The following is a 4,338-nucleotide window of genomic DNA, read 5'->3' as shown; positions in this document are numbered from 1 at the left end:
AGCTCGAAGGCCCTCGGGCCGGCGAGGTGCTGGTCGAGGTGAAGGCGACCGGCATCTGCCATACCGACGATTTCACGCTGTCGGGGGCCGATCCGGAGGGGCTGTTCCCGGCGATCCTCGGTCATGAGGGCGCCGGCATCGTCGTCGATGTCGGCCCGGGCGTCACCTCGGTGAAGAAGGGCGACCACGTCATCCCGCTCTATACGCCGGAATGCCGCTCCTGCCCCTCCTGCCTCAGCCGCAAGACCAATCTCTGCACCGCCATCCGCGCCACCCAGGGGCAAGGGCTGATGCCGGACGGCAGCTCGCGGTTCTCGATCAACGGCGACAAGGTCCACCACTATATGGGCTGCTCGACCTTTTCGAACTTCACCGTGCTGCCGGAGATCGCGCTCGCCAAGGTCAATCCGGACGCTCCCTTCGACAAGATCTGCTATATCGGCTGCGGCGTCACCACCGGCATCGGCGCGGTGATCAACACCGCCAAGGTCGAGATCGGCGCCACCGCCATCGTCTTCGGTCTCGGCGGCATCGGGCTCAACGTCATCCAGGGGCTTCGCCTTGCCGGCGCCGACATGATCATCGGCGTCGACCTCAACAACGACAAGAAGCCCTGGGGCGAAAAGTTCGGCATGACCCACTTCGTCAATCCGAAGGAGGTCGGCGACGACATCGTGCCCTATCTCGTCAACCTGACGAAGCGCGGTGCCGACCAGATCGGCGGCGCCGACTACACCTTCGACTGCACCGGCAACACCAAGGTCATGCGCCAGGCGCTCGAAGCCTCGCATCGCGGCTGGGGCAAGTCGGTGATCATCGGCGTCGCCGGCGCCGGCCAGGAGATTGCCACCAGGCCGTTCCAGCTCGTCACCGGCCGCACCTGGATGGGCACCGCCTTCGGCGGCGCGCGCGGGCGCACCGACGTGCCGAAGATCGTCGACTGGTACATGGAGGGCAAGATCGAGATCGATCCGATGATCACCCACACCATGCCGCTCGAGGACATCAACAAGGGGTTCGAGCTCATGCATTCCGGCGAGAGCATTCGAAGCGTGGTCCTCTATTGAGCGCGAAAATGGAACTCGTAACGCAAAGCCAATGTTTCGGCGGGACCCAGTCCGTGTACCGCCACGCCTCCGAGGTTTGCGGTGTCGAGATGACATTCGGCCTCTACATGCCGCCGCAGGCGCGGACGCGTTCGGTGCCGTTGTTGTGGTATCTCTCGGGCCTGACATGCACGCATGAGAATGCCATGATCAAGGCGGGTCTGCAGCGGCACGCGGCCGAGCAGGGGCTGGCGCTGGTTTTCCCCGATACGTCGCCGCGCGGAGAGGGCGTGGCCGACGACGAGGCCTACGATCTCGGTCAGGGTGCGGGCTTCTATGTCAATGCGACGCAGAAGCCCTGGTCGCCGCACTATCGCATGTATGATTACATCGTCACCGAATTGCCCGCTCTTCTGCAGGATCAGTTGCCGCTGAACGGCGTCAACGGGATCACCGGGCATTCGATGGGCGGCCACGGCGCGCTGACGATCGCCTTCCGCAACCCGGAACTTTTCCGCTCCGTTTCGGCCTTCGCGCCGATCGTCAATCCGACCCGGTCGGACTGGGGCCGCAAGCAGTTCTCCGCGTATCTCGGCGACGACGAGGCCGACTGGGGCAGCTATGACGCCTGCCTGCTTCTCGGCGAGCTCGGCTGGCATGGCGACATCCTGATCGATCAGGGCGCGGCGGATCAGTTTCTGGACGAGCTGCAGCCCGAGGCGATGGCCCGCTTGCTGGCGGAGCGGCGACAGGCCGGCGTCGTCCGGCTGCAGGCGGGTTACGATCACAGCTACTACTTCGTGGCGAGCTTCGGCGAGGACCACGTGCGCTGGCATGCAGAGCGGCTGAACGCCGCGTAAGGGAGAGGAAAGAATGGCTTTTAGACTTGGTACCCGACTGACCGCTTTCGTCCTGTTCGGTGGAATTCTTGGCGCTGCTGCGCCGGCTCTTGCTCTGGATCCTTCGGTCGGAGATCCCGGTGCAGGCGAGAAAGTCTTCCGCAAGTGTCAGGCCTGTCATGCCGTCGGTCCGGATGCCAAGTCGAAGACCGGACCCTTGCTGAACGGGATAATCGGCCGGTCGGCCGGCAAAGCCGAAGGCTACGCCTACTCGCCGGCAATGAGCAAGGCGGCCGAGGCAGGGCTTACCTGGACGCCGGAGAAGATCGCTGAGTTTCTGACCAGTCCGAAGGGCTTCCTACCCGGCACCAAGATGACCTTTGCGGGTCTGCGCAAGGATCAGGAGCGCGCCGATATAATCGCATATCTGGCAACCTTTCCCTGACCGAAGAGGAGGAAACGAAAGCAAGGACAGAAGCAAGTTACCCCTGAAGCAGACGGAGCTTTCTCCAGCAGCAGGGGCAGAGTCGCAAGCCGATACCGGGAGATGAGGAGACCGCGAGGTTTTCCCGGAGCGAGCGGGTTCAACGGCCCTATCGGCAGCACCCAAGAGGAGGATGAAATGAAACGACTTCTTACAATGCTTGCCATTATGTCGATAGGCGGCGGTGCACAGGTCGCTTTCGCCAACGATGATTTGCAGAAGCTCATCGATGACCCCAATCAATGGGCTATCCAGACCGGCGACTATGCCAACCTGCGCTACTCCAAGCTCGACCAGATCAACAAGGACAACGTAGGCAAACTTCAGGTTGCCTGGACCTTCTCGACCGGCGTTCTGCGTGGTCACGAAGGTTCGCCGCTCGTCATCGGCGACCTGATGTACGTCCACACGCCGTTCCCGAACACGGTCTACGCGCTGGATCTCAGCAAGGACGGCCAGATCGTCTGGAAATACGAGCCGAAGCAGGATCCGAACGTGATCCCGGTGATGTGTTGCGACACCGTCAATCGCGGCGTGGCCTATGCGGATAACAAGATCTTCCTGCATCAGGCCGATACGACCGTCGTGGCACTCGACGCCAAGACCGGCAAGGTCATCTGGAGCGTCAAGAACGGCGATGCCACCAAGGGCGAGACGAATACCGCCACCGTCATGCCGGTGAAGGACAAGATTCTCGTCGGCATATCCGGCGGCGAGTTCGGCGTCCGCGGTCACGTGACGGCCTATTCGATGGCAGACGGGAAACTCCTGTGGCGCGGTTACTCCATGGGGCCCGACAGCGATACGCTGATCGATCCTGAAAAGACCACCCATCTGGGCAAGCCGGTCGGCAAGGATTCCGGCCTCACCACCTGGGAAGGCGATCAGTGGAAGATCGGCGGCGGCACGACCTGGGGCTGGTACTCCTACGATCCGGAAGAAAATCTGGTATATTACGGATCCGGCAACCCTTCGACCTGGAACCCGACCCAGCGGCCGGGCGACAATCGGTGGTCGATGACCATCTTTGCGCGTGATGTCGATACCGGCATGGCGAAATGGCTCTATCAGATGACGCCCCATGACGAATGGGACTATGACGGCGTCAACGAGATGATCCTGACCGAACAGCAGATCGACGGCAAGGACCGCAAGCTGCTGACCCACTTCGACCGGAACGGCTTCGGCTATACGATGGACCGCGTCACCGGCGAGCTGCTCGTGGCCGAGAAATACGATCCCACGGTCAATTGGGCGACTGAAGTGGTCATGGATCCGAAGTCCGACAAATACGGTCGGCCTCAGGTCGTGGCACAGTATTCGACGGAGCAAAACGGCGAAGACACCAACACCACCGGCGTATGCCCGGCGGCACTCGGCACCAAGGACCAGCAGCCTGCGGCCTATTCGCCGAAGACCGAGCTGTTCTACGTTCCGACCAACCACGTCTGCATGGACTACGAGCCGTTCCGGGTAAGCTACACCGCCGGCCAGCCCTATGTCGGGGCCACGCTGTCGATGTACCCGCCGAAGGACAGCCACGGCGGCATGGGCAATTTCATTGCCTGGGACAACAAGGAAGGCAAGATCAAGTGGTCTCTGCCGGAGCCGTTCTCGGTCTGGTCCGGCGCTCTGGCAACAGCCGGCGACGTGGTCTTCTACGGAACGCTCGAGGGTTATCTGAAGGCAATCGACGCGGCGACCGGCAAGGAGCTCTATCGCTTCAAGACACCGTCCGGGGTGATCGGCAACGTGATGACCTATGCCCGTGACGGCAAGCAGTACGTGGCCGTGCTTTCGGGTGTCGGCGGCTGGGCCGGTATCGGTCTGGCAGCAGGCCTGACCAACCCGACTGAAGGTCTCGGAGCCGTCGGCGGCTACTCGGCCCTCAGCAACTACACCGCACTCGGCGGCACGCTTACCGTGTTCAAGCTGCCGGAATAAGAGGCAATCTTCGCCCGGGAGTTGG

At 62.4% G+C, this 4,338-nt stretch carries 4 protein-coding genes; all 4 read left to right on the top strand.

The annotated features are described in order from the left end of the window. On the top strand, positions 1-1,067 hold a 1,067-nt coding region (locus ACTJKL_RS23650), incomplete at its 5' end, for an S-(hydroxymethyl)glutathione dehydrogenase/class III alcohol dehydrogenase (RefSeq protein ID WP_440853955.1). An 8-nt stretch (positions 1,068-1,075) separates the two neighbouring features. Continuing rightward, complete coding sequence (fghA, locus tag ACTJKL_RS23645) at positions 1,076-1,906, top strand: S-formylglutathione hydrolase (protein WP_018098069.1); 831 nt, start codon at positions 1,076-1,078, stop codon at positions 1,904-1,906. A gap of 13 nt (positions 1,907-1,919) precedes the next feature. Then, positions 1,920-2,330, top strand: coding sequence for a c-type cytochrome (locus tag ACTJKL_RS23640; RefSeq protein WP_100672565.1), 411 nt, complete (start codon positions 1,920-1,922; stop codon positions 2,328-2,330). Positions 2,331-2,507: 177 nt separating this feature from the next. After that, positions 2,508-4,313, top strand: coding sequence for a lanthanide-dependent methanol dehydrogenase XoxF5 (xoxF5, locus tag ACTJKL_RS23635; protein ID WP_324764326.1), 1,806 nt, complete (start codon positions 2,508-2,510; stop codon positions 4,311-4,313). Positions 4,314-4,338: the final 25 nt, after the last annotated feature.

The organism is Sinorhizobium sp. 22678, assembly GCF_052044265.1.
Lineage (GTDB): Bacteria > Pseudomonadota > Alphaproteobacteria > Rhizobiales > Rhizobiaceae > Sinorhizobium > Sinorhizobium meliloti_A.
The sequence above is the reverse complement of the archived record's forward strand: the minus strand, read 5'-3'. Positions and strand labels throughout refer to the sequence as shown.

Bases quoted from the DNA above. Each gene is read 5' to 3' on its own strand.
- fghA (WP_018098069.1), top strand. From the start codon at position 1,076: ATGGAACTCGTAACGCAAAGCCAATGTTTCGGCGGGACCCAGTCCGTG.
- ACTJKL_RS23640 (WP_100672565.1), top strand. From the start codon at position 1,920: ATGGCTTTTAGACTTGGTACCCGACTGACCGCTTTCGTCCTGTTCGGT.
- xoxF5 (WP_324764326.1), top strand. From the start codon at position 2,508: ATGAAACGACTTCTTACAATGCTTGCCATTATGTCGATAGGCGGCGGT.